Below are 23,406 nucleotides of genomic sequence, written 5' to 3' on the forward strand. Positions count from 1 at the left end.
ACGGTGAACGCCGACGATTCGTTCGTTCGAGTCGAGCGGCCCGAACGCACCCGTCGGCGCATAGCGAAAGGGCCGGCCTTCCGGCCGGCCCTTCGTATCGGAGCCGAGCGGCTCGGCTCAGGCGAGGTCGAAACGGTCGGCGTTCATCACCTTGTTCCAGGCGGCGACGAAGTCGTGGACGAACTTCTCCTGCGCGTCCGAGCTTGCGTACACCTCGGCCAGTGCGCGCAACTGCGAGTGCGAACCGAATACCAGGTCGACGCGCGTCGCCGTCCACTTCAGTTCGCCGGTCTTGCGGTCGCGGCCTTCGAACACGTCCTTGGCGTCCGACACCGGCTTCCACACCGTGCCCATGTCGAGCAGGTTGACGAAGAAGTCGTTGCTCAAGCTGTCGGCGCGATGAGTGAGCACGCCGTGCCGGCTTGGGCCGACGTTGGTGCCGAGCATGCGCAAGCCGCCGATCAGCACGGTCAGTTCCGGCGCGCTCAGACCGAGCAACTGGGCCTTGTCGATCAGCAGCGATTCGGCGCTCGCCTCGTACTTGCCCTTGAGGTAGTTGCGGAAGCCGTCGGCGATCGGTTCGAGCACGGCGAAGGAATCGACGTCGGTTTGTTCCGCGCTGGCGTCGCTGCGTCCCGGGGCGAACGGCACTTTGAGCGGATGGCCGGCGTTCTTCGCCGCCTGCTCGACGCCGGCCGCGCCGGCCAGCACGATCAGGTCGGCCAACGAGACCTTCTTGCCGCCGGACTGCGCGGCGTTGAAATCCTGCCGGATCGCTTCCAGGGCCGACAGCACCTTGGCCAACTGCGCCGGCTGGTTCACTTCCCAATCCTTTTGCGGGGCCAGGCGGATGCGTGCGCCGTTGGCGCCGCCGCGCTTGTCGGAACCGCGGAAGGTCGAGGCCGAGGCCCAGGCGGTCGAGACCAATTGCGAGATCGGCAGGCCCGAGGCCAGGATTTCGCCCTTGAGCGCGGCGATGTCCTGCTCGTCGATCAGCGGGTGATCGACGGCCGGCACCGGGTCCTGCCAGATCAGCGCTTCGGCGGGGACTTCGGGGCCGAGATAACGCGTGCGCGGCCCCATGTCGCGATGGGTCAGCTTGAACCAGGCGCGGGCGAAGGCATCGGCGAATTGGTCGGGGTTTTCGAGGAAGCGGCGCGAGATCTTTTCGTAGGCGGGGTCGACGCGCAGCGACAGGTCGGTGGTCAGCATGGTCGGCGCGCGGCGCTTGTTCGGGTCGTGCGCGTCGGGAATGCTGTCGGCGCCGGCGCCGTCCTTCGCGATCCACTGGTGCGCGCCGGCCGGGCTCTTGCTCAGTTCCCACTCGTAGCCGAACAGGTTTTCGAAGAATTGATTGCTCCACTGGGTCGGCGTGCTGGTCCAGGTGACTTCCAGGCCGCTGGTGATCGCGTCGCCGCCGAGGCCGCTGCCGAAGCTGCTGCTCCAGCCCAGTCCTTGCTGTTCGAGTTCGCCGCCTTCCGGCTCGCGGCCGACGTGCGATTCCGGGCCGGCGCCGTGGGTTTTGCCGAAACTGTGGCCGCCGGCGATCAGGGCGACGGTTTCCTCGTCGTCCATGGCCATGCGCGCGAAGGTCTCGCGGATGTCGCGGGCCGCCGCGAGCGGGTCGGGGTTGCCGTTCGGGCCCTGCGGATTGACGTAGATCAGGCCCATCTGCACTGCGCCGAGCGGGTTCTCCAGGACGCGGTCGCCGGAGTAGCGCTTGTCGCCGAGCCAGGTGGTTTCGGTGCCCCAGTACACGTGCTCTTCCGGTTCCCACACGTCGGCGCGGCCGCCGGCGAAGCCGAAGGTCTTGAAGCCCATCGACTCCAGGGCGACGTTGCCGGTCAGGATCATCAGGTCGGCCCAGGAGATCTTGTTGCCGTACTTCTGCTTGATCGGCCACAGCAGGCGGCGGGCCTTGTCGAGGTTGCCGTTGTCCGGCCAGCTGTTGAGCGGGGCGAAGCGTTGCTGGCCGGCGCCAGCGCCGCCGCGGCCGTCGAAGGTGCGGTAAGTGCCGGCGCTGTGCCAGGCCATGCGGATGAACAAGGGGCCGTAATGGCCGAAGTCGGCCGGCCACCATTCCTGCGAGTCGGTCATCAGCGCACGCAGATCGTTCTTCACCGCGGCCAGGTCGAGGCTCTTGAAGGCTTCGGCATAGTCGAAGCCCTCGCTCATCGGGTCGGCGTGCGGGGTCTGTTGGTGCAGGACCTTGAGGTTGAGCTGGTTAGGCCACCAGTCGCGGTTGGAGGTGCCGCCACCGGCGGTGTGATTGAAGGGGCATTTACTTTCGTTGGACATGGCTACGTGCCTTTGAGGTGTGGAACCGTCGGCTGGGAGTTCGTTGGGTGGCGCAGCGGTATGCGCGCGGCCGTGAGGCGGGCGGCGCGAGGCTTCTTCAGTGAGGAGAGGGCGAGGGATGAGCGGGCCGATCGTCGTGCGGCGAAAGCCAGTCGTGCGATGAAGGCGGTCCGCGCAGGCGCTCCGGGGCAAAACCCGGGCCTTCGCCGAACGGAGCACCGAGGGCCGCGGAGGTCGAAGGCGGTCGGTCCTGCTGGCTCATCGCTGGGGGTTCCGTGTCACTAGGGGACGACGGAACGATAGGCCCGGATCACTCGCATGTGAAATCGATCCTTTCGACGTATCCGATAGGGGATGGCTATGGACGACGACGCGGGACGGCGGCGGCACCATGGCGACCGGCACAGATCATGGAGGGCGGATCGCAGCGGGTCATGCCCGGCGGACGCATTGCGGAAGAGTCGAACCGTCGGCCCCCGACAGCGGCAAGCGGCCGCCGGTCAAGGCGCAGCGGCGGGAGCGCGACCGCGTGGCATCGCCGCGATGCCTTCGCGGCTTTGCCGTTCACCGTTGAAGCGATGCGAGCCGAGCTCAGCCGCCCTGCATCACATCGAACTCGCCGTCGAGCACCCGGTCGAGGCGGCCGCTGCGCCAGCCGCGCACGCCATCGCGCACCAGCGGCGAGGGCGACTCGCGATAGCGGCGGCAGATCCGCCGCTCGCCCTCGGCCGCCGCCTGGGCGACCCGCGCGCGGCCCGGCAGGTCCGGCGCGACCTGCACCGACAGCGAGACCCGGCGGGTGACTCCGTCTTCCTGGTCTTCGAGTACGTGCAGGCCGGACTCGGCCCGCAGCAGATCGTAGGCGCCGAAACCGCTCACCGCCAACCAGGCCTTGCAGCGTTCGGCGTCCTGGCGCAGAACTTCGACCCGCATGTTGCGGCGCTGCGCCCAGGCCAGGTACATCGCCAGCAGGCGCTGCCACCACAGCCGCAGGTCGGGGCCGTGGCGCAGGTGCGCGGCTTCGTCGGCGTCGATTTCGAGCAGGGCGTCCTGCGGGCGTTGCTCGCGCACGGCGTCGACCGCCAGGCCGAGCAGGAACAGCAACTGGGCGACACGGCCGGCGAATTCGTCGTTGCCGCCGTCTTCGCGCAGACGCTGGCGCATGCGGTGGGCGGTATCGAGCGCGCTCTCTATGCGGTCGCGGCGCTCGATGCGGTCGAGCACCAGGTGGCGGTCGCCGGCGTTCCAGAAACCGGCCTCGGCCATGCGCGCGTAATCGGCTTCGCGCGCGCCGATCCAGTCCTGCGCGGTCAGAGTCTGGTCGAGCTGTTGCAACCGGGCATCGAGCCGCGCCACCGCCGCGGCGGCGGCCGACGGCGCATGCACCAGGTCGCGCAGATCGCCGGCCTCGGCGGACGCGGCGACTTCTGTCTCGGCGCCGGCCTGGCGCCGCGAGGCGTCGGGGTCGATGAACTGCACGTCGAGTTGGTCCCCGGCGCTGCGCACGAACAGGAACTGGTCGCCCTGCGGCGCGCGGTGCTCGACGATGCTGCGCGCCAGCGGCGCCAGCAGGTAATGCTCGATCGCGCGTCGCAGAGGCCGCGCGCCGAGGTCGGGGGTGAAGCCGCGGTCGAGCAGGAACTCGATCGCCGAGGGCTCCCATTCCACCGCCCAGTCGCGATTGCGCAGGCCGCGCCGGGTCAGCACGCGCTTGAGTTCCTTGTGCAGGATCTCCCGCATCAGGCTGCGGTCGAGCGGGTTGAACAGCACGATCCGGTCGAGGCGGTTGAGGAACTCGCGGCGGAAGGTCTCGAACAAGGCCTTCTCGACCGCGTCGCGCGAGTAACCGCCGCGCGCCGAGGTGAAGCCCGGGCCGGCGCTGCGCGATATGGTCGAGCCGACGTTGCTGGTCAGGATGATGATGCTGTGGCGGAAATCGGCGGTGTGACCGCTGCGGTCGCTCAGGCGCGCATCGTCGAACACCTGCAGGAACAGGTCCCAGACTTTCGGATGGGCCTTCTCGAACTCGTCCAGCAGCACCACCGAGAACGGCTGCTCGCGGATACGCGAAGTCAGCGAACGCACGCCGCTATGGCCGCTCTCGTCGGCGGTCAGGCGCCAGGCCGAGTCCTCGGATTGGAACTCGCTCATGTCCAGGCGCAGCAGGCGTTCGTCGCTGCCGAACAACAGCTCGCCGAGCGCTTTCGCCAGCTCGGTCTTGCCGGTGCCGGTCGGGCCGGCGAACAGGAACACGCCGATCGGCCGGCCGCTGTCGATCAGGCCGGCCTTGAGCATGGCGATGCGGTCGAGCAGGGCGTCGACGGCTTCGTCCTGGCCGATCACGCGCTGGCGGAAGAAAGCGCGCAACCGGTCGAGGTCGAGGCTCTGGCGGTCGTCGATGACGTCGAGCGGCAGGCCGCTGCGCTGGGCGATGGTCGCGAGCAAGCGCTCGGCGTCGAGGGGCAAGGCCGGCGGCGTTTCGGTCAGCGCGCTCTGCAGAGCGTCGTTGAGCAGGCGCAGCAGGCGACCGGGTTCTTGTTGCTCGGGGAAATACTGGGCGGCCATGCGCGCGCCTTCGGCCAGCGTGCGCGGGCCGGCGACCGGACGGCCGAGGCGTTCTCCTTCCAGGCGCGCCCACTCGGCGGCGATCGCTTCCAGCGCTTCGGCCTCGGTCGGCAGCAGCGGCACGATTTCGACGTGGTGCTTGAGCACCGGACGCGCGATCAGCAACTGCGCCAACTGGCGCGGGGTGATCTCGCCGATCACCCGCAGTTGGCCGCGCTCGATCGCCGGCAGCACCAGGTCGAGCAGGCCGCGCGGGTCGCGCGAGTGCGAGCCCTTGGCGAGCAGGTCGAAGAACTCCGGTGCGCGCCACACCGCGCGCTTGCGGTCGAGCACGCCGAGCATCTCGCGCACCCGCTCTTCGAGTTCGCCGATGTAGCTCTGGCCGGACAGGATCTCCGCCGCCGAGGCCTCGAACACCAGCCAGCCCTCGGCCTGCAGGCGCTCGGCCAGCAGATCGATCAATACGGTCTTGCCGACGCCGTGCTCGCCGGACACCAGCACCGAAGCGGCATCGTCGCCGGACAACAGCTCGTGCAGCCGCTCCAGTTGGCGGGCGAGGGCGTCGTGGACGATGCGGGTCTGCGGCTTGGCGCTGGCGTTGATCCGGCCGAAGGCGCCGAGCACGCGGCTTTCGCGGCGCGTGTTGATCGCCCGCTCGGCTTGTTCGAGCAGAGGCTCCAGCAACGGCGACTGGAAGCGCTTGAGGGTGTCGCGCAACTGCGTCGCGGCGTGCTCTTCCAGTTCCTCCAGCGCCGGCGCGGCCGGCGCCGGCCCGAATTGCTCGGCCCAGTGCAGGTAGTCGCGCAGTTGCTGGCGCACCGGAGCGAAATCCCACCACCATGGTTGTGCGTGGCGCATCAGCTTGGGCAGGTCGCCGGCGTCGGGACGGGTGCGCAGGTATTCGATCAGGAAGTGCAGCGGGTAGCCGCCGAACTGGCCGACGTGTTCGAACACCGGATCGAGCGCGACATCGCTGCGGCGCGGCAGGGCCTTGGTGATCATCGACTGCTGCACGTAGCCGGTGCCGCTGAGCTGGCGCACCAACTCGGCGGCGCTGAAGGCTTCGCTCGCGACCAGGTCGACGCCCTGGTGGAACTCGGGCAGGGCGAGCAGGTCCTGCGGACGTTGGATGCGTTCGTCGACCGCATCGATGGAACGGACCAACCGAAGTAATCGATCCTCTGCTGCTTCGGTCGTTTCCGAAGTCGATTCGATCGGTGCTTCGACTTGGTTTTGGATTTGCTCGACAGCCGGTGCGTTTTCCGCATCCGCCCGCAGCGCATCCGCCACGGGAGCGACGACCGCGGCCTGCGGCCGATAAAGACGCGCCAGAATCAGGCCGGCGATCAGGCCGACGACGAGTAATAGGGCTTCCACATGCGCTCCGGTGTCCGTTCCGGGCACTAGTTTAGCGGTTCGTCCGATAGGGACCGTGCGCTATGACTGTCGGCGGCGATGTCGTTTGGTGCCGCCATCGATCTCTCGGTCGCCGTCCCCGCGAAGGCGGGGATCCAAAGACTTCAGAGCGATGTCGCGGTAGATCCCTGGATCCCCGCCTTCGCGGGGATGACGGGGTGTGGCGACTGCACCTGTGGGACACGGCATCCCTGTGCACCGCGTTACCTGCGCTCAAACCAGCGCCTTGATCCGGTACAGCGCTTCCAGGGCCTGCTTCGGCGTCAGTTCGTCCGGGTCGACCGCGGCCAGCGCGTCGAGCGCGGCCGAGGAGCTCGCGAACAGGCCGAACTGCTGCGGCTGTTCGAGAGCGGCGGTGGCGAAGGACGGCTTCGGCGTGTCGCGGCCCTGCTGCTCGAGTTCGATCAAACGCCCGCGCGCCTGCTTGACCACCGACTTCGGCAGGCCGGCGAGCGCGGCCACCTGCAGGCCGAAGCTGCGGTCGGCCGGGCCGTCCTTGACCGCGTGCATGAACACCAGTTGGTCGCCGTGCTCGACCGCATCCAGGTGCACGTTGGCGATGCCGTTGCCGGGTTCGGCCAACGCGGTCAGTTCGAAATAATGGGTCGCGAACAAGGTGTAGGCGCGGTTGCTGTGGGCGAGGTGGCGCGCGCAGGCCTCGGCCAGGGCCAGGCCGTCGTAGGTCGAGGTGCCGCGGCCGATTTCGTCCATCAGCACCAGCGACTGGTCGGTGGCGTGATGCAGGATGTAGCTGGTCTCGCTCATCTCGACCATGAAGGTCGACTGGCCGCGGGCGAGGTCGTCGCCGGCGCCGATGCGGGTCAGGATGCGGTCGATCGGGCCGATCAGCGCGCGCGAGGCCGGCACGAAGCTGCCGATATGGGCGAGCAGCACGATCAGCGCGTTCTGGCGCATGTAGGTCGACTTGCCGCCCATGTTCGGGCCGGTGATGACCAGCATGCGGCGGCCGTTGTCCTCGTCGAGGATCAGGTCGTTGGGCTCGAACGGATCCTTGCGCACCGCCTCGACCACCGGGTGGCGGCCGCGTTCGATGCGCAGGCCCGGCGCCTCGGCGAGCTCCGGCTGGGTCCAGTCCAGCGCCTGCGCGCGTTCGGCGAAGCCGCACAGCACGTCGAGCTCGGCCAGGGCGGCGGCGCAATGCTTGAGCGGTTCCAGGCGTTCGTTGAGGGCGTCGAGCAATTGTTCGTACAACAGCCGTTCTCGCGCCAGCGAACGCTCGCGCGCCGACAGCACCTTGTCCTCGAACTGCTTGAGTTCCTCGGTGATGTAGCGCTCGGCGTTGCTGAGAGTCTGCCGCCGGGTGTAGTGGGTCGGCGCCTTGTCGGCCTGGCCCTTGCTGATTTCGAGGTAGTAGCCGTGAACGCGGTTGTAGCCGACCTTGAGCGTGGCGATGCCGCTGCTGGCGCGTTCGCGCGCTTCCAGGTCGACCAGGAACTGGTCGGCATTGGTCGACAGGGTGCGCAGCTCGTCGAGTTCGGCGTCGTAGCCGGCAGCGAACACGCCGCCGTCGCGGGCCAGTACCGGCGGCTGCGGCACGATCGCCTCGGCCAGCAGGTGCGCATGCGCGTCGTGCTCGCCGAGTTCGGCGCACAGCGCGTTGAGGCGCGGCGAATCGAGCGGGCTCAGGCAGGCGCGCACGCCGGGCAACAGGCCGAGACCGTCGCGCAAGGTCGACAGGTCGCGCGGGCGCGCGCTGCGCAGGGCGATGCGCGAGAGGATGCGTTCCAGATCGCCGAGCGCGCGGAAGCGTTCGCGGATGTCGTCGCCGGCGCGGCTGTCGATCAGGGTCGCGACCGCCTGGTGGCGATGGCGCAGGACGTTGCGATCGCGCAGCGGGCGGTGCAGCCAGCGACGCAGCAGGCGCCCGCCCATCGGCGTCACCGTGCTGTCGAGCACGCCGAGCAGGGTGGTGCGGCTGTCGCCGTCGATCCGGCTGTCGAGTTCGAGATGGCGGCGGGTGGCCGCGTTCATCGCGATCGCGCCGTCGCCGGACTCGATCGCGATCGAGGTCAGGTGCGGCAGGCGTTGCTTCTGGGTTTCCTCGACGTAGCCGAGCAGGGCGGCGGCCGCGGCGATCGCCAGCGGCTTGTCTTCCAGACCGAAGCCGCTGAGGTCGTGCAGGCCGAAGAAGCGCAGCAACTGGCGGCGGCCGCTGTCGACGTCGAACAACCACGGCGGGCGCCGGCGCATGCCGCTGCGTTCGGCTACGAACGGCGGCCAGCCGTCTTCGTCGGCGACCAGCAGCTCGGCCGGCTCCAGCCGGGCCAGTTCGGCTTCGAGGGCGTCTTCGCTGGCGACTTCGTTGACCAGGAAGCGCCCCGAGGCCAGATCGGCCCAGGCCACGCCGTAAGCGTTCTTGCCGCGCGCGACCGCCAGCAACAAGGTGTCGCGGCGCTCGTTGAGCAGGGCTTCGTCGGTGACGGTGCCCGGGGTGATGATGCGCACCACCTTGCGTTCGACGATGCCCTTGGCCAGGGCCGGGTCGCCGATCTGTTCGCAGATTGCCACCGACTCGCCGAGCGCGACCAGGCGCGCGAGATAGCCTTCGGCCGAGTGATGCGGCACGCCGGCCATCGGAATCGGTTGCCCGGCCGAGTTGCCGCGCTGGGTCAGGGTGATGTCGAGCAGTCGCGCCGCCTTGCGGGCGTCGTCGTAGAACAGCTCGTAGAAATCGCCCATGCGGAAGAACATCAGTACGTCCGGATGCTCCGCCTTGGCGGCGAAGAACTGGCGCATGAGCGGGGTGTGGGCGTCGAGGTTGCGGGCGCTGGAAGAGTCTGGGGCGGACACGAAATACCGGGCGTTCTGATGCGGAGGAGCCTGCGCGCGGGGGCTGCAGGCGGGCGCACAGTATGCCAGCCGGGTTCGGGGCCCGCGCCGCGGCGCGGGCTTGCAGCGTGCGGCCGCGCGCTCAGGTGGGCATCAGCGCTCGCGACTCTCGACGGCTCGCTGGCGCGGTCGCCACACAGCCTCGGTGCGGGTCCGCGCTCAGCGGCCGTTCGCGGTCCGGTACAGCAGCAATCGGCCAGCGTCTTCGCCGACCCACCAACGGCCGTCGGCGGACACCGCGACCGGCTTGGCGGAGGTGCCGGCCGGGGCGACGAATCCGGGCGGCACCGCGCGCGGCGGTCGCGTGGGCTTGCCGGGGATGCCGCCGCTATCGCCGGAGGCATCGGCGATGCCGGCCGGCAAGGGCTCGGCCGGATAGCGGGTGAGGGCGCAGCGCGGGTCGATCCAGACCGGGTGGCGCAAGGGCCCGGCGCCGTCGACATGGGCGTAGCCGGCGGCGACGACGCCGTCGCCCGCGGTGCCGAGCACGCGGCTCAGGTCGGCGGCATCGCTGCGGCAGGCGAGCTCGCCATCGCGCCAGCGCTCGGCATGATCGGCGACCAGCCACAGATCGCCGTCGGGTGCGTAGCCGAGGTCGGCGATCTCGGCGTCGGTGGCGAAGTCGGCGACCCGGTTGCTGGGCAGGTCGAGCACATGCCAACGCTTGCCGTCGCTCCAGGCGAGCAGGGGCCGCCTCGGGTGGAAGGCGACCGCGCCGGTCAGCACCCGCGAGGGTGCGGAAGACTCCGCGGCCGCCGGCGCAAGGTCCGGGCGCGCGGCGCCGGCCCGGCAGGCCGGCAACAGCGCGACCGCACAGGCGATCGCTAGACAGAGACGGTGCGCGTTGCGATTCATGCGCGCACCAGTCTAGCGGCCATGGAGCGGGGCGCAGCGGCCTGGGTCACGGTACCTGACCGATTCCCATCCGGTCCCACACCGCTTCCAGCCCGCCCTGGCGATGGCTCTGCAGCATGTTGCGCGCGTCGCCGGCATCGAAGCCGGGGTGGAATTCGACGTGCGGACGATCGACCAGCCCTTGCCAGTTGCCGCCCCATTCCAGCCCCTGGGCGACGGCGATCTCGCCGTAGCGGTCCCAGTTGTGGGTCTCGGCCCAACTCGGCTGGCCGTTGGCGTTGTTGAAGACCAAGTCGACCGCGACACCGTAGTTGTGCCAGGACTGACCGGCGCGCGCGTTGGTGACCCGGTTGCCGGGCGCGGTGCGGCCCTGGGCGTACAGCGCGTCCTGTTCGGCGAAAGTGCGGTAGGCGGTATCCACGCGCATGTTCATGCCTTCGCGGCGCGCCTGTTCGATCACTGCGGTGACCCGGTCGACGACCTCGGGGTTCAGATTGGGGTCGGTAAGACGGCCGCGCGGATCGGCGGCATGCAGGTCGACCAGGGTCCGGTTCTGCGTGCCGACCTGTTCGGTCAACTGCACGCGGGTGCCGATGTCGCTGTAGACGCTGCGCGCGGCGGTTTCGCTGGCGAGCTGGACGGTGCCGTCGTTGCGGATGGTGCCGACGGTCTGGCCCTGGGCGTCGAGCAGGTTGCCGTTCTGGATGCCGTAGGTGACGCCGTCCAGAGTCAGGGTGCCGGCGTCGGGCGTCAGCGAGGACGGGGTGGCCTGCGGGTTCAGGCTGACTTCGGCCGCGCCCTGCAGATAGGTCGCGGTCGCCGCATTGGGCGCGCTCATGAAGGAGTTGAGCGATTCCACTTTCTGTTCTTCGCTGAGCTGGGCGAAATTGCGGTCGGCGACCAGCTGATCGAGCGCGGCGATCGCCTGCGGATTCTGCTCCAACTCGGTACGGATTTCTTCCTCGCGCTGTTCGCTGACGCTCGGCGCGGCCTGGGTTTCGCTGGCCGAGGTGGTGGATTGCGATTCGCTGCTGCGCGATGCGCCGCTGACGCTGTCCATGGGCGTATTCCTTGTCGGGGGAACGGGCCGGAACCTCGCCGCCGGGCGAGGTTCCACGGAAGTTGCGCCCGCATTGCACGCCGCCGGCGGTCGCCTCGCCACCTGGGACCGACCCTAGCGCGGGCCGACCGAAGACTCAGTTTTCGTGCACGGTTGTGCAGTCGGGTTTGCGCAATCGAGCACCGTCGCCTCGTGCGGTCTCGCATCTAAAACGCGAACGTTCGTTCGTTTTTAGAGGGAAGAGTGCGGCCCGGCGCGCCTCTTCGCATCGGCAATCGATTGCCGATACAAAGGTGTTGCATCGCCGCATGACGTTCGTTAACAGCGTGCTAATTTCCGGACGCCGATTCAGTCAAGCCGATCGAGTCGACGCGATTCGATTTGCGCCTCACTCCATAGGCCGCGATCGCTCGCGGATTACGTATCGAACAAGGATGTGATCCGCGCAGGGGACGGGCGCGGCATCGCAGACACGGGTCGGAACCCGGACGCATGCCTTCATCTTGCGCCACCGCCGCACCGGACACGCAGTCCTGCACGTCCCGAACGTTTTCAAACTTGGGGGAAACCAGATGATCGCTCGTCAGCCGGGTCGCAAGTCCTTGTCTTTGGCCATTGCCTTGGCCGTGGCGTCGCTCGCCGCGACCGCACAGGCGCAACAGGCCGGCGCCACGCCTGCCGAGGAGGAGGCCACCACGCTGGCCGGCCTCACCGTGACGGCGCAAAAGCGCGAGGAGGCCATGCAGGACGTGCCGATCTCGATCACCGCCTTGCCCGAGCAGTTGCTGCAGGACACTGGCGTGCGCGACGTGAAGGACCTGCAGATGCTGGTGCCGGGCCTGACGGTGAGCAGCACCCAGAGCGAAGTACAGACGGTGGCGCGCATCCGCGGCATCGGCACGGTCGGCGACAACGCCGGCCTGGAGTCCTCGGTCGGCGTGGTCATCGACGGCGTCTACCGCCCGCGCAACGGCGTCGGCTTCGGCGACCTCGGCGAGATCGAACGCATCGAAGTGCTCAAGGGCCCGCAGGGCACGGTGTTCGGCAAGAACACCTCGGCCGGCGTCATCAACGTCATCACCCGCCGGCCGAGCTACGACACCACGGTCGAGGGCGAGCTGACGATCGGCAACTACGGCGCGGTCGGCCTGGCCGGTTCGTTCAACACCGCGATCGGCGAAAACGCCGCGTTCCGCGTCTATGCCGGCAAGCGCAAGCGCGACGGCTTCACCGACGTCGAGATCGGCCGCGGCCCGCGCGGCGAACGCGAGGACGGCGACCAGAACTTCCACACCTTGCGCGGCCAGTTGCTGCTGGAGCCGACCGAAAACCTCGACATCAACCTGATCGCCGACTTCAGCAGCCGCGAAGAGAACTGCTGCGTCGGCCTGACCACGGTGCGCGGCCCGACCTCGGCGATCATCAACGGCCTGGTCGGCGGCACCGGCGTGGCGCCGGTCGCCGACCCGTTCGCGCGGGTGGCCTGGAGCAATCGGCCGACCACCCAGGACATCAAGGACAAGGGTGTCTCGGCCGAGGTCAACTGGATCACGCCATGGTTCGGCGGCGCCACCCTGACCTCGATCACCGCCTCGCGCGACTGGCAGGCCATCAACGGCCTGGATTTCGATTTCACCACCGCCGACATGATCTACCGCAATCCGGACGAGGACGAATCCTTCACCGGCTTCAAGCAGTTCAGCCAGGAGTTCCGCCTGACCGGCGCGACCGACAAGCTCGACTGGATGTTCGGCCTGTTCTATGCCGACGAAGACCTCAAGCGCAACGACTCCTACAGCCTGGGCGCGCATTACGAGCCCTATCTGTCGACCGCGGTGCTGAGCCAGATCGCCGCGCGTTTCCCGGCCGGCGTGGTCAACACCGCCAACGCCGCGACCTTCCTGTCCCAGGCCTCGGGCCGCCCGTTCGGCAGCAGCTTCGGCGGGCTCGGCGCGCTCGACCGTTATCAGCAGAACAGCAAGAGCGTGGCCTTGTTCACCAACAACACCTGGCACGCGACCGACGCGCTCGATATCACCCTGGGCCTGCGCTACACCAAGGAAAACAAGGAGCTCGACTCGGTCTACAGCAATCCGAACGGCGGTCTCGGTTGCGGCGCGGCGCTGTCCAACCCGACCCGGGTCGGCGCGGCCCTGGCCGCGCGCGGCGTGCCGGCTGCGGCGCGCGCCGCGCTGGTCCAGCAGGTGGTCGGCTTCATGTGCCTGCCCTGGGCCAACACCCTGCACAACGGCCGGGTGACCAACCAGGAGCGCGACGAGAAGGAATGGTCGGGCACGATCAAGGCCGCCTACCGCTGGAACGAGCACGTCATGGGCTACGCCTCGGCCGCGCGCGGCTACAAGGCCGGCGGCTTCAACCTCGATCGCGTGCAGTCCTCCAACGGCCTGTCCTCGGGCACCGCCGGCATCGCCCCGGTCAACGACACCTCCTTCCCGGGCGAGTTCGTCGACAGCTACGAGCTCGGGGCCAAGACCACCTGGGCCGGCGGCAACCTGCTGCTCAACGCGACCCTGTTCCACCAGACCTACACCGACTTCCAGCTCAACAGCTTCCTCGGCACCAGCTTCGTGGTGCGTTCGATACCGGAAGTGGTCTCGCAGGGCATCGACACCGAGATCCTGTGGCAGACCGGGCTCAAAGGCCTGATGCTGCAGGGCGGCCTGATGTACGCCGATACCAAGTACGGCGACGACCCGCTGCCGGACGCCGATCTGTCCAAGCTGCCGGGCGCGCGCGCCAGCTTCGCGCCGCTGTGGTCGGCCTCGGCCTCGGCGACTTACCAGTGGGATTTCGGCGCCTCGCTGATCGGCCGCTTCAACATCGGCGCGAAGTACTCGTCCGACTACAACACCGGTTCGGACCTCGACCCGGAGAAGGGCCAGGAGGCCTACACCGTAGTCAACGCGCGGCTGGGCATCGGCGCCAAGAACCGGCGCTGGATGGTCGAGGCTTGGGCGATGAACCTCACCGACGAGGAATACAAGCAGGTCGGCTTCGACGCTCCGTTGCAGACCGGCTCCTGGAACGCCTTTCTCGGCGCCCCGCGCACCTACGGCGTGACCTTGCGGGTGATGTACTGAGCATCCGGGGAGCGGCGGCGACGCCGCTCCCTGTTCGCGATCGTCCCGTAGCGGATAGCGCCTCGTGCTGCTTGGCTCTAAGGGCAGGAGCGGGGCAAGCCGCGGCCGCGCCGCCTCATCGACGACGCCACCCCATGCAACCCGGCGTCTCCTGTCGCGGCTTGCGCCGCTCCTACAGGGCAGGGCAGGTCGTGCTGCCTTGGCTCTCAGGGTAGGGGCGGCGCAAGCCGCGACCGCGTCGCCTCATCGACGACGCCACCGATGCAACCCCGCGTCTCCTGTCGCGGCTTACGCCGCTCCTACAGGGCAGGGCACTTAGTGTTGCCTTGGCTCTCAGGGTAGGAGCGGCGCAAGTCGCGACCGCGCCGCCTCATCGATGACGCCACCCGATGCAACCCCGCGTCTCCTGTCGCGGCTCACGCCGCTCCTACAGGGCAGGTCGTGCTGCCTTGGCTCTCAGGGTAGGAGCGGCGCAAGCCGCGACCGCGCCGCCTCATCGACGCCGCCGCCCGATGCAACCCTGCGTCCCTGTCGCGGCTTGCGCCGCTCCTGCCCTGAGCGGTCGTGATGCTGTTCCGCTGGCCGCGATGACGCATCCGGACCGTCACCGCAAAGCCTGAGCCGCGACGCCCGCTATAGTGGCGCCATGACGCCCGATACCAGCGACACCGCCCTGCGTGGCCTCGCCGAACGACTCGGCGAGGCGGCACGCCTCAACCACCACATGCTGGTCACCGCCGAGAGCTGCACCGGCGGCTGGATCGCCAAGACCCTGACCGACATCGCCGGCTCGTCGGCCTGGTTCGGCTGCGGCATCGTCGCCTACAGCTACGAGGCCAAGCAGTCGCTGCTCAGCGTGCGCCCGCAGACCCTGGAGCAATACGGCGCGGTCAGCCGCGAGACGGTGATCGAGATGGTCTCCGGCGCCCTGGCCAACACCGGCGCCACCATCGCGGTCGCGGTGACCGGCATCGCGGGCCCCGGCGGCGGCACCGAGGGCAAGCCGGTCGGCACGGTCTGGATCGCCTGGAAACGCCGCGGCGGTTACCCGATGGCCGAAGTCTTCCATTTCGACGGAGATCGCGAAGCGGTGCGGCGCAAGACCGTCGCCGCCGCCCTGCACGCGATGCAATCGCTGACCGGCTGAGGCCGCAGCGGCTAATCGCACGAGCGCGGCCGCAGCGGCGGCCATGCCCGCGATGGTCGGCATTATTCGGTTTGCCTGGTTCGGCTTTACTTGATCGGGCTCCCCTTGATCGGACTCGATCCGGTTCGTCCACGCCGATCCGCCCGATCCGTTCCGCCCGGTCAATCCAGTTCGCGCGCCCAGACCTGGCCGACCAGGTCGTGGCCGAAGCTGTGGTGCGGCGACTGCTCGATCAGTTCGAAACCGCAGGCTTCGTAGATCCGGCGCGCCGAGTTCAGCACGTCGTTGGTCCACAGCAGCATTCGCCGATAACCGGCCTCGCGCGCGAACGCGATGCAGGTGTCGACCAGGCGCCGGCCGACGCCCAGGCCGCGGGCGCGCGGATCGACCAGCAGGCAGCGCAGTTGCGCGGTCGCGGCATCGCCCTCGTTGCGCACCACGAACACGCAGCCGACGCGTTCGCCGTCGAGTTCGGCGATCCAGCAGCGCTCGTACCGCGGATCATGGCGGCTCGCGAAACCCGCGAACAAGGTCGCGACCAGAGCCTCGAACTCGCCATTCCAGCCGTATTCGTCGGCGTACAGCCGTCCGTGCCGTTCGATCGCCCAGCCGATGTCGCCGATCCGGTGCTCGCGTATCCGCAGGCGCTGCGAGGCAGGCAGCGAGGGCGTCGACAAGGCCTGTTCGGCCTCGCGGACCGCGCGCAGCAGGCGGTCCCTATCCAGTGCCGACAAGGCCGACAGCATCGCCGCGGTCGACTCGTGCGAACTGCGGTCGAGCACGGCGAACGCCTCGCGGCCCTTCGCCGACAAAGTCAGCACGAAGCTGCGCGCGTCCTGTTCGGAGCGAGCTTTCTCGATCAGGCCGTCGTTGGCGAACCCCTGCAGGATGCGGCTCAGATAGCCGGGGTCGAGGCCGAGCGCGTCGCCGATCGCGCGTGCGGCGACCGGTTCGCGCTGGGCGAGTTCGAACAGCACCCGGGCCTGGGTCAGCGGGAACGGGCTGCCCAGCAGGTCCTCCTGCAGCACGCCGATCCGGCGGGTATAGAAGCGGTTGAAGGCGCGGACGGTATCGACCTCGGCGGTCGTGGCAACGGCGGTCATGTCGGCTCTCCCGGGCGAGAGCCCAGGCTAAGTAATTGTTTGACTTTGTCAATTAAATGACCTGCCGAAACACTTGCCTGGGTGGTTTGTTAGTAGTAATACTACTAACCATGAACCTCACCGACACTCAGCAAGCCATCCTCGCGCTGATCGCCGAACGGATCGACGCCGAGGGTTTCCCGCCGTCGCAGACCGAAATCGCCAAGGCCTTCGGCTTCAAGGGCGTGCGCGCGGCGCAATACCACCTCGACGCGCTCGAGACCGCCGGCGCGATCGAACGCATGCCCGGCCGGGCGCGCGGCATCCGCGTGCTGCAGCCGCCGCCGCAGGCGCAGCGCGAGCTGGGGCTGATGTCGGCGAACGAGGAGGCGATCCGCCTGCCGGTGCTCGGCCGGGTCGCCGCCGGGGCGCCGATCGGCGCGGACGCCGGCGCCGACAGCTACGTCCTGCTCGACCGCAACATGTTCTTTCCGTCGCCGGATTACCTGCTCAAGGTCAAGGGCGATTCGATGCGCGACGAGGGCATTTTCGACGGCGACCTGATCGGCGTGCACCGCACCCGCGACGCACGCTCGGGGCAGATCGTGGTCGCGCGCATCGACGACGAAATCACCGTCAAGTTGCTCAAGATCGGCAAGGACCGCATCCGCCTGCTGCCGCGCAACCCCGACTACGCGCCGATCGAGGTCCAGCCCGATCAGGATTTCGCGATCGAGGGCCTGTACTGCGGCCTGGTCCGGCCGAACCGCTGAGATGGCCCGCGCGAAGCCCGACCCGAACGTCGATCGCTACGGCTCGCTGCGCGCCTGCGCCGCCGTGCCTGCCGCGCAAGCCGCGCTGCAAGGCCTGGACGAGGCGGTTTCCGCGGCGTTTTCGCGGAAAAATCCGACTCCCGCGCAGGCCTGCGCCCGGCTGACCGCCGCCGCGCCGAGCGATAATTTGCCTTCAGGCGCCGCGGTCTCAGCCTCTGCGATCCGCCTCCTTTAATTTCCTCTCACCACGACACGACTTAAGGACACCACCATGGACGAGAACAAAAAGCGCGCCCTTTCCGCCGCTCTGAGCCAGATCGAGAAGCAGTTCGGCAAGGGCTCGGTGATGCGCATGGGCGACCGCGCGGTCGAAGCGGCCGAAGTCATCGGCACCGGCTCGCTGATGCTCGACATCGCCCTCGGCATCGGTGGCCTGCCCAAGGGCCGTGTCGTCGAGATCTACGGCCCGGAGTCCTCGGGCAAGACCACGCTGACCCTGCAGGCCATCGCCGAATGCCAGAAGAACGGCGGCACCGCGGCCTTCATCGACGCCGAGCACGCGCTCGACCCGATCTACGCCGGCAAGCTCGGCGTCAACATCGACGACCTGCTGGTCTCGCAGCCCGACACCGGCGAGCAGGCGCTCGAAATCGCCGACATGCTGGTGCGTTCGGCTGCGGTGGACATGGTAGTGGTCGACTCGGTCGCCGCGCTGACCCCGAAGGCCGAAATCGAAGGCGAGATGGGCGACCAGCTGCCGGGCCTGCAGGCCCGCCTGATGAGCCAGGCGCTGCGCAAGCTGACCGGCAACATCAAGCGCTCCAACACCCTGGTGATCTTCATCAACCAGCTGCGCATGAAGATCGGCGTAATGATGCCGGGCCAGAGCCCGGAAGTGACCACCGGCGGCAACGCGCTCAAGTTCTACGCCTCGGTGCGCCTGGACATCCGCCGCATCGGCGCGATCAAGAAGGGCGACGAGATCATCGGCAACCAGACCAAGATCAAGGTCGTCAAAAACAAGCTGGCCCCCCCGTTCAAGCAGGTCCTGACCGAAATCCTCTACGGCGAAGGCATTTCGCGCGAAGGCGAGCTGATCGACATGGGCGTGGAAGCCAAGTTGATCGAGAAGTCGGGCGCCTGGTACAGCTGCGGCGACGAGCGTATCGGCCAGGGCAAGGAAAACGCCCGCCAGTACCTCAAGGAGAATCCCGAACTGGCCGCGCGTCTCGAGGCGACCTTGCGCGAGAAGTTCGTCCCGAGCGATGCCCCGCGCGACGAAGCCATCGAGGAATGATCGCCCGGCTCTGAGAGGCGCGGCTGTGAACGGTTAAGGCGCCATGACGTCGAGTCGGCACGACGGTTGGGATGACGATCGGCGTCGCGACAGCGGCGCCGAAGACCCGGACGGGCAGGGCGAGCAGACCGGGCAGACCGGCCCCAAGCCCAAGCCCAGGTCCGGCCGCGACACGCTGCTTCGCGAGGAGCTGCGTGCGCGGATGCGTGCGATCGAGGCCGGCGCTGCGGTGCCGAAGCCGGTCCCGGAGCCTGTCGCTTCCGGTCTGGACCGCTCTTCTACGCCGGACGGGGCCCAGGACATGGACGGGAACTCCGCCGACCCGTCGGACCGGGACAGCCGTCCTCGCTCCGGGTTCTCCGGCGGCGGCTTCGGATCCAAGCGTTCGGGCCTCAAACCGTCCCCGGGTTCGAAACGGTCCGGCTCCCAAAGCTTCGGTTCGAAGCCCTTCGGTTCGAAGCCCTTTGGCTCGAAATCCTACGGAAACAGCGGTTTCGGCGGCCGCGGCGCGCGCCCGGCAGGGCGCGGGGCGGAGGATCCGGCCGGGTCGGCCTGGCCCGAGGCCGACCGCGTCGAGGCGGAGCTGGCCCGCGGCGCCGATCCGGGCGATCCGGGCTCCGAGCCCTTCGCGGAAGATCGACCCAGTGCACTGTTCGACGAAAGTCTAAGCCACGCCAGGGGTTCGGGCCGGGGCCAGCGCCGGCGGGCGCCGCGCGAGCAGAGCCCGACCCAGCGCGCGCTCGGCTTGCTGACCCGGCGCGAGCATTCGCGCAAGGAACTGACCCGCAAGCTGACCTCCCGCGGCCTCGATGCCGGCGAGGTCGAAACCGCAGTCGCCAAGCTGGCCGAGGCCGGCTGGCAGAACGACGCCCGCTTCGCCGAAAGCATGGTCCGAAGCCGCGCCGGCAATGGCTATGGGCCCCTGCACATCCGGGCCGAACTGGCCACCCACGGCCTCGACAGCCAGACCATCGCCGACGCCCTGGACGGCTACGAGGGCGATTGGCTGCAGAACGCCCGCGACCTGGTCCGGCGCCGCTACGGCGAGGACTTCGCCGCCGACCCGGTGCGCCGGCGCAAGGCCGCCGATCTGCTGATGCGGCGGGGCTTCGACGGCGATACGGCGCGTAATGCGAACCGTTCCGCTATCGACGACTGAACGGTCGGACATATTTGCCGTACGGCCTTGCACATAAGGCCCTCGGGCCTGTTAGGCTACGCGGCTTTCGGGTCCCGGGTTGCCTGTTCCAGTCGATGCCTCCCTCGTGGTGGCATGGGTTCGGTCGAGCGGCACCGCTCCCGACCAGGCAAATAATCCCAGGCATGAAAACCACCACTGAAATCCGCAGCGATTTCCTCGAGTTCTTTCGGGGCAAAGGCCACACCATCGTGCCGTCGGCACCGTTGGTGCCGGCCAACGACCCGACGTTGTTGTTCACCAACTCGGGCATGGTGCAATTCAAGAACGTCTTCCTCGGCAGCGAAAAGCCCGGCTACGTGCGCGCGGCCGACGTCCAGCGTTGCCTGCGCGCCGGCGGCAAGCACAACGATCTCGATCAGGTCGGCTACACCGCGCGTCACCACACCTTCTTCGAGATGCTCGGCAACTGGTCGTTCGGCGACTACTTCAAGGAAGACGCCATCGTCTGGGCCTGGGAGCTGCTGACCAAGGTCTGGGGCCTGGCGCCGGAGCGCCTGCTGGTCACCGTCTATCACACCGATGACGAGGCCTATGCGCTGTGGAACCAGAAGATCGGCGTGCCGGCCGAGCGCATCGTCCGCATCGGCGACAACAAGGGTGCGCCGTTCGCCTCGGACAACTTCTGGCAGATGGCCGACACCGGTCCCTGCGGTCCCTGCACCGAGATCTTCTACGACCACGGCGACCACATCGCCGGCGGCCCGCCGGGTTCGCCCGACGAGGACGGCGACCGCTTCATCGAGATCTGGAACCTGGTCTTCATGCAGTTCGACCGCCAGCCCGACGGCAGTCTGCTGCCGTTGCCGGCGCCGTGCGTCGACACCGGCATGGGCCTGGAGCGTCTGGCGGCGGTGCTGCAGGGCGTGCACGGCAACTACGACATCGACCTGTTCCGCCACCTGATCGCCGCAGCCGCGCGCTTCACCGGCACGCAGGATCTACAGAACAAGTCGCTGCGGGTGATCGCCGATCACATCCGCGCTTGTTCCTTCCTGATCGTCGACGGTGTGCTGCCGTCCAACGACGGCCGCGGCTACGTGCTGCGCCGGATCATCCGCCGCGCGCTGCGCCACGGCTGGATGCTGGGGCAGAAGAAGCCCTTTTTCCACCTGATGGTGCCGGCGCTGGTCGAGGTGATGGGCGAGGGCTATCCGGAGCTGGCGGCCAAGCGTGAGTTCGTCGAGCGCGCGCTGCTGGCCGAAGAGGAACGCTTCTCGCAGACCCTCGATTCGGGCATGCGCATCTTCGACGAAGTGGCCGAGCGCTCGACCGGCGTGATCCCCGGCATCGACGTGTTCCGCCTCTACGATACCTACGGCTTCCCGACCGATCTGACCGCCGACATCGCGCGCGAGCGCGGCCTGACCCTGGACATGGAGGGCTACGACGCCGCCATGGCCAAGCAGAAGCAGGGCGGCCGCGAAGGCGCCGACTTCGGCAGCAAGACCACGATGCCGGCCGAACTCGCCGCCAAGCTGGCCCCGACCGAATTCCTCGGTTACGACCGCCTGACCGAGGGCGGCCTGGAAGTCGTCGCCCTGCTGCGCGACGGCATGCCGGTCGAGCAGATCGCGGCCGGCGACAACGCGGTGGTGATCCTCGATCGCAGCCCGTTCTACGCTGAAAGCGGCGGCCAGGTCGGCGACTCCGGCGAGCTCGACGAAGCCGGTACCCGCTTCCTGGTCCGCGACACCCAGAAGTTCGCCGGGCAGTTCCACGGCCACATCGGCGAGCTGACCGCCGGCACCCTCAAGCGCGGCGACCGGGTCCTGGGCGCGGTCGACGAGGCGCGCCGCGCCGCGACCGTGCTCAACCATTCGGCGACCCACCTGCTGCATGCGGCCCTGCGCCGCGTGCTCGGCGACCATGTGACCCAGAAGGGCTCGCTGGTCGCCCCGGACCGCCTGCGCTTCGATTTCTCGCACTTCAACCCGATGACCGACGCCGAGCTCGCCGAGATCGAGCGCCAGGTCAACGCCGACGTGCGCCGCAACTACGAGGCCGAAGTCCACCAGATGGGCATGCAGGAAGCCCTGGAGTTCGGCGCGATGGCGCTGTTCGGCGAGAAGTACGGCGACCGCGTGCGCGTGCTGCGGATGGGCGAGGCTTCGACCGAGCTCTGCGGCGGCACGCACGTCTCGCGCACCGGCGACATAGGCCTGTTCAAGATCGTCTCCGAGAGCGGCGTCCAGGCCGGCGTGCGCCGGATCGAGGCGCTGACCGGGCAGGGCGCGCTGGACTACGTGACCGAGGAGGAGCAGCGCCTGGAGCAGGCCGCGCGCCTGCTCGGCGGCAATGCCGCGGACCTGGCCGACAAGCTGCGGGCCCTGCTGGACCGGCAGAAGAAGCTCGAACGCGAGCTCGAATCGATCAAGGCCAAGGCCGCCTCCGGCGCCGCGACCGACCTGGCCGCCTCGGCGGCGCAGATCGGCGGGGTGCGGGTGGTCGCGACCCGGCTGGAAGGTTTTGACGCCAAGGCGTTGCGCGAGGCGGTAGATAGCCTCAAGCAGCAGCTCGGCGATGCGGTAATCGTGCTGGCCGGAGCCAGCGACGGTAAGGCGGCTTTGGTCGCCGGAGTGAACGGAAGCGCGGCTGGCAAGGTCAAGGCGGGGGAACTGCTCGCCCACGTTGCCAGTCAGATCAACGGTAAAGGCGGCGGCCGCCCGGACATGGCGCAGGGCGGCGGCGACGACGGCCCTGCGTTGTCGAAGGCTCTTGCGGGCGTGGCGCAGTGGGTTGAGAGTAGGCTTGTATGAATGGCGAACAGTGACTTCTATCGCTTGCGACCGGGTTTGACCGGTCGCTAAGATGGTTCACGTTTGTGTACAAATTGAAGCATTCTTCCTGATGGAAAAGAATGCCAACGCCGGCGCTGCGGTGCCGGCTCGAGGAGGTTTTCAATGCTGATCCTGACGCGTCGCGTCGGCGAAACCCTGATGATCGGCGACTCGGTGACTGTCACCGTGCTCGGCGTCAAGGGAAACCAGGTGCGTATCGGTATTACCGCACCCAAAGATGTCGCAGTCCATCGCGAAGAGATCTATCAGCGCATCCAGCGCGGCGAGGATGCGTCGGACGACTCGGGCAAGAACACCGGCGGCTGATAAAAAAAGTTTGCTGCGAATCGGGTGAGCCGTTATGCTTCCCGCCCGCACCGCTTTAAGTGATGCGGAGAGTTGCCCGAGAGGCTGAAGGGGCTCCCCTGCTAAGGGAGTATAGGGTCAAAAGCTCTATCGAGGGTTCGAATCCCTCACTCTCCGCCAGTTACAAAGAGCCGCTTCCGGCGGCTTTACCGATTTATCGGGGTTTTCGCAGCCGATGAGGCGGTAAAGAGCAAAACAGAAAATGTTGACGAACAGAAAAACGTCCGTCATAATTTTTCAACTCAGCGCCCGTAGCTCAGCTGGATAGAGCACCAGGCTACGAACTTGGGGGTCGGAGGTTCGAATCCTTCCGGGCGCGCCATACAAAGAAACCCGGCAATCGCGAGATTGCCGGGTTTTTCTTTGCGCGCGAATTTTGTCCGACGATGCATTTCGATGGCGGTCTTAGCTGTGTTGCGCGCGAGCGACCCCTTATAGCAGTGGCGTAAGCCGCGACAGCGCCGCCTCGATCTTGCGTCGAGGCCGACGGCAGCCCGTCAGGGCGGGAGCGACGCAAGTCGCGACCGCACCGCCACGACCTCGCGCCGCAACTTTTGCACCCCTTGTAAGAGCGGTGTAAGCCGCGACAGCGTTGCCATGACCTCGCGGCGATCGGCC

At 68.2% G+C, this 23,406-nt stretch carries 14 protein-coding genes and 2 tRNA genes; 10 read left to right on the forward strand and 6 right to left on the reverse strand.

The window, feature by feature from the left end; translation table 11 throughout:
* Positions 1-117: 117 nt before the first annotated feature.
* The 5 genes from katG to ACSAMQ_RS02820 form a co-directional block, all read right to left on the reverse strand.
* The gene (gene katG, locus ACSAMQ_RS02800) at positions 118-2,298 is read right to left on the reverse strand and encodes a catalase/peroxidase HPI (protein ID WP_435394186.1); all 2,181 of its coding nucleotides are present in this window, start codon (positions 2,296-2,298) and stop codon (positions 118-120) included.
* A 591-nt stretch (positions 2,299-2,889) separates the two neighbouring features.
* The gene (locus tag ACSAMQ_RS02805; protein ID WP_435394187.1) at positions 2,890-6,027 is read right to left on the reverse strand and encodes an AAA family ATPase; all 3,138 of its coding nucleotides are present in this window, start codon (positions 6,025-6,027) and stop codon (positions 2,890-2,892) included.
* A 465-nt stretch (positions 6,028-6,492) separates the two neighbouring features.
* Positions 6,493-9,036: a DNA mismatch repair protein MutS gene (mutS, locus tag ACSAMQ_RS02810; protein ID WP_435394223.1), complete on the reverse strand. Its 2,544-nt coding sequence runs from the start codon at positions 9,034-9,036 to the stop codon at positions 6,493-6,495.
* Between the two features lie 252 nt (positions 9,037-9,288).
* Complete coding sequence (locus ACSAMQ_RS02815; RefSeq protein ID WP_435394188.1) at positions 9,289-9,984, reverse strand: hypothetical protein; 696 nt, start codon at positions 9,982-9,984, stop codon at positions 9,289-9,291.
* Positions 9,985-10,030: 46 nt separating this feature from the next.
* A complete protein-coding gene (locus ACSAMQ_RS02820) occupies positions 10,031-11,044 on the reverse strand; it encodes a M15 family metallopeptidase (protein ID WP_435394189.1) in 1,014 nt (337 codons plus the stop codon).
* Between the two features lie 602 nt (positions 11,045-11,646).
* On the opposite strand from ACSAMQ_RS02820, the gene ACSAMQ_RS02825 reads away from it, so the two are divergent.
* Positions 11,647-14,145, forward strand: a complete 2,499-nt coding sequence (locus ACSAMQ_RS02825; RefSeq protein WP_435394190.1) for a TonB-dependent receptor — start codon at positions 11,647-11,649, stop codon at positions 14,143-14,145.
* A gap of 646 nt (positions 14,146-14,791) precedes the next feature.
* The gene (locus tag ACSAMQ_RS02830; RefSeq protein ID WP_435394191.1) at positions 14,792-15,292 is read left to right on the forward strand and encodes a CinA family protein; all 501 of its coding nucleotides are present in this window, start codon (positions 14,792-14,794) and stop codon (positions 15,290-15,292) included.
* Positions 15,293-15,453: 161 nt separating this feature from the next.
* Here ACSAMQ_RS02830 and ACSAMQ_RS02835 read toward each other — a convergent pair whose 3' ends face one another.
* Positions 15,454-16,395 carry a bifunctional helix-turn-helix transcriptional regulator/GNAT family N-acetyltransferase gene (locus ACSAMQ_RS02835; protein WP_435394192.1) on the reverse strand — a complete coding sequence of 314 codons (942 nt, stop codon included), beginning with the start codon at positions 16,393-16,395 and terminating at the stop codon, positions 15,454-15,456.
* Positions 16,396-16,505: 110 nt separating this feature from the next.
* Here ACSAMQ_RS02835 and lexA point away from each other — a divergent pair, with 110 nt between their 5' ends.
* From lexA to ACSAMQ_RS02875, 8 genes are all read left to right on the forward strand, one after another.
* Positions 16,506-17,147, forward strand: coding sequence for a transcriptional repressor LexA (gene lexA, locus ACSAMQ_RS02840; RefSeq protein ID WP_435394193.1), 642 nt, complete (start codon positions 16,506-16,508; stop codon positions 17,145-17,147).
* Between the two features lies 1 nt (position 17,148).
* Positions 17,149-17,382, forward strand: a complete 234-nt coding sequence (locus tag ACSAMQ_RS02845) for a hypothetical protein (RefSeq protein WP_435394194.1) — start codon at positions 17,149-17,151, stop codon at positions 17,380-17,382.
* Between the two features lie 36 nt (positions 17,383-17,418).
* The gene (gene recA / locus ACSAMQ_RS02850; protein ID WP_435394195.1) at positions 17,419-18,444 is read left to right on the forward strand and encodes a recombinase RecA; all 1,026 of its coding nucleotides are present in this window, start codon (positions 17,419-17,421) and stop codon (positions 18,442-18,444) included.
* A 649-nt stretch (positions 18,445-19,093) separates the two neighbouring features.
* Entirely contained in the window at positions 19,094-19,603 is a 510-nt protein-coding gene (gene recX / locus ACSAMQ_RS02855; RefSeq protein ID WP_435394224.1) for a recombination regulator RecX, read from the forward strand.
* Between the two features lie 164 nt (positions 19,604-19,767).
* Complete coding sequence (gene alaS, locus ACSAMQ_RS02860) at positions 19,768-22,401, forward strand: alanine--tRNA ligase (protein ID WP_435394196.1); 2,634 nt, start codon at positions 19,768-19,770, stop codon at positions 22,399-22,401.
* Positions 22,402-22,545: 144 nt separating this feature from the next.
* Positions 22,546-22,749, forward strand: coding sequence for a carbon storage regulator CsrA (gene csrA, locus ACSAMQ_RS02865; protein ID WP_031371770.1), 204 nt, complete (start codon positions 22,546-22,548; stop codon positions 22,747-22,749).
* Between the two features lie 66 nt (positions 22,750-22,815).
* A tRNA-Ser gene (locus ACSAMQ_RS02870) sits at positions 22,816-22,908 on the forward strand.
* Positions 22,909-23,033: 125 nt separating this feature from the next.
* A tRNA-Arg gene (locus tag ACSAMQ_RS02875) sits at positions 23,034-23,110 on the forward strand.
* The last annotated feature ends 296 nt before the right edge of the window (positions 23,111-23,406 follow it).

The sequence above is a fragment of the Lysobacter sp. 1R34A genome (assembly GCF_051217035.1).
GTDB lineage: Bacteria > Pseudomonadota > Gammaproteobacteria > Xanthomonadales > Xanthomonadaceae > Lysobacter.